Here is a 2,221-nt window from a genome sequence, read left to right on the forward strand (position 1 = left end):
GCGGGCCTGGTGATGGCGATGCTGCCGGTCCTGGCCGCGTACATCGTCTTCCAGCGGCAGGTGGTGCAGGGGCTGACGGCGGGTGCGCTGAAGTAACCCGGCCGAGCCACCGTGACGCAGGTGTTCCGAGCACGACATCCTCAACGGCTACACCACCCAGCGTCGGCAGAACGAGCAGAAGGGCGATGTCCTTCATCTCCACCATGACCCGTACGCTGCGCACCCACCCATGGGTGCCGTTATCGCAGTGGAAGTGGCCCCTCGCGAGGGGCAGCATGCCGCCTCGTCGTGAGGCACGGTCGCGGCCCGCCGTGGTCGCCGAGCCGCGGGACGCCATGCGTCAGGAAGTCCCTCGGAAGCCCGTACCCCCCGAATCCATCATGGCCTGCTCGACCTTGGACGCGTCGAAGGTCTGGGCGGCCGGGGGAGTGGCCGGGGGAGTGAAGGGCTTTCCGAAGTCGGACAGCAGAATCTCGGTGACTTTACCGTCCTTGGCTCGGGACGCCGCTTTCAGGACGTACGGCTTTCCTTCGGTAGCGACGTGAAGGGTCATGGAGTCCTCGCCCGCACTCACCTTCACCGAGACGGCCGCGCGGCCGTCGACCGTCGTCGTGGCACCCTTGACGGCGGAACTTGCCTTGAGGTGCTTGCCGAAGTCACCGAACTCGCAGTAGAGCGAGAGCAGGCCCACGGTGAACGACGCGTCCTTGTTGCCCTTCATGTACTTGCCCTTGGCGTCGGGCACCACTGCGAGGAGGGCTTTGCCTTCTTCGCTGGCGTAGAAGGCGGCCTCGTCCTTCGGCTTGGCCCACACCTCGTTCTTCTTGCGCAGCACCTGCTGAGGGGAGTCGGCGGTGACCGTGCCGGCGCAGTTGCCCTGCCGGTCCATGGTCACATCGACACTTCCGGGCACCACCAGGCGCATGGTCGACGCAGCCTCGGTCGCCGCTACGGCCTTGTCGAGGATCACCTTCGCAGAGAGCTTCCCCACGCCGTTGGGCGTCTGCTCCCCCTCGTCGCCCCTGCCGCCGTCCTTGGTGCCATCGTCCGTGCCGCCTCCCGTGGTGGCGTCGGAACTTGCCTTGCTCTTGGTCGGCTTGTCGCTACCGGAGTCGCCGGAGCACCCAGCGGCGCCGAGCACCACAACCGCGGATACGGCGGTGGCCAGTAGCTGGTACTTCCTTGCCATGGCTAAATCCTTCCTCGAAATCGTTCGTCGTTCGCCGGCGGACCCGCCGCCCCTGCCGAACGCGACACCCATGTGAGCACGAAGGACTGACAGCGATCGGTTTTGGAGGGTCCACGCCGAAGGCACCTGATCCGGTGGTGGAATGCATGAACTTACCTTGCAGTGCGGGGTGTTCACGAAACGGAGCGGTATCAATGGGGAGAAGGGGACGCCCGGCCGCACGGCTTGTCGCAGCGAAATGATCAATGTCCGTGAGCAGAGAGCGGAGATCAGATGTCGTTGCTATTCCTTGTAGGAGGCGAGCGCGCATTTCCGCTGAGCACTTTGTGGCACGGTGCGTTACCGCCACCGGCGGGACACGAACGTGCCGCTACCGTATGTGAATGAGCGCGAGGAACTGGACCGGCGCTGCAGCGGACCGGGGCGGAACGCTTCACTCACCACAACGGCTCGGGGGGCCCGCGGTCTGGTACCCCACCGCCGACGGCGAGATCTGCTCCCCACCCAGGGCCACGATGCCGAGTTGAATTCCTACGGTGACCCTGGTCAGCGGACGAGGAATTCGCCGTGCAGGGCTCGTACTTCGTCGGGTTGCTGCGCGAGAACCCGGAAGGACGGAGGCGTACGACATCGGGATACACCTGGGTGACAGCATCCACAGGGCTACGCGTGTGTTCCGGTTCGACGGCGTCTGCTGGCGGTTGGCCGAAGGCTCACTGAGGACTGCCGGCAGAGGGACGTGCATCACCGCCGCGTACGAGGAGACGAGGGCCACTGCATCAATGCATGACTGTTCGGTGGGGGGTTCCCGGAGCGATGTCCCGCTCGCCACCTACCGCGCCGATGATCTTGACGCCCTGGGGCGGGGAACCATCACGGAGGCTATGCGTGCGGTCTTCGCCCGGCACGCCTGTGGCGAGCGAGTATGCGACTTCCTCGACGGAGAGGGCTGGTAGGTAGCTATGGAAGAGCCGCGTCGCCTCGGCGGCCGGTACGAACTGGGCCAGGTGCTCGGGCGTGGTGGCATGGCGG

2 protein-coding genes and 1 pseudogene are annotated in these 2,221 nt (G+C 65.9%); 1 reads left to right on the top strand and 2 read right to left on the bottom strand.

The window, feature by feature from the left end:
* Positions 1-96 (top strand): annotated as a pseudogene (locus ACZ4M5_RS34655) (carbohydrate ABC transporter permease); the annotation flags it as partial.
* Between the two features lie 244 nt (positions 97-340).
* Here the strand turns inward: ACZ4M5_RS34655 and ACZ4M5_RS34660 are convergent.
* Complete coding sequence (locus tag ACZ4M5_RS34660; RefSeq protein WP_467743078.1) at positions 341-1,189, bottom strand: hypothetical protein; 849 nt, start codon at positions 1,187-1,189, stop codon at positions 341-343.
* Between the two features lie 779 nt (positions 1,190-1,968).
* Positions 1,969-2,221 (bottom strand): hypothetical protein (locus tag ACZ4M5_RS34665; protein ID WP_467743080.1); only part of this gene is annotated, 253 nt, incomplete at its 5' end.

The sequence above is a fragment of the Streptomyces sp. NPDC026246 genome (assembly GCF_055567995.1).

Bases quoted from the DNA above. Each gene is read 5' to 3' on its own strand.
- ACZ4M5_RS34660 (WP_467743078.1), bottom strand. From the start codon at position 1,189: ATGGCAAGGAAGTACCAGCTACTGGCCACCGCCGTATCCGCGGTTGTG.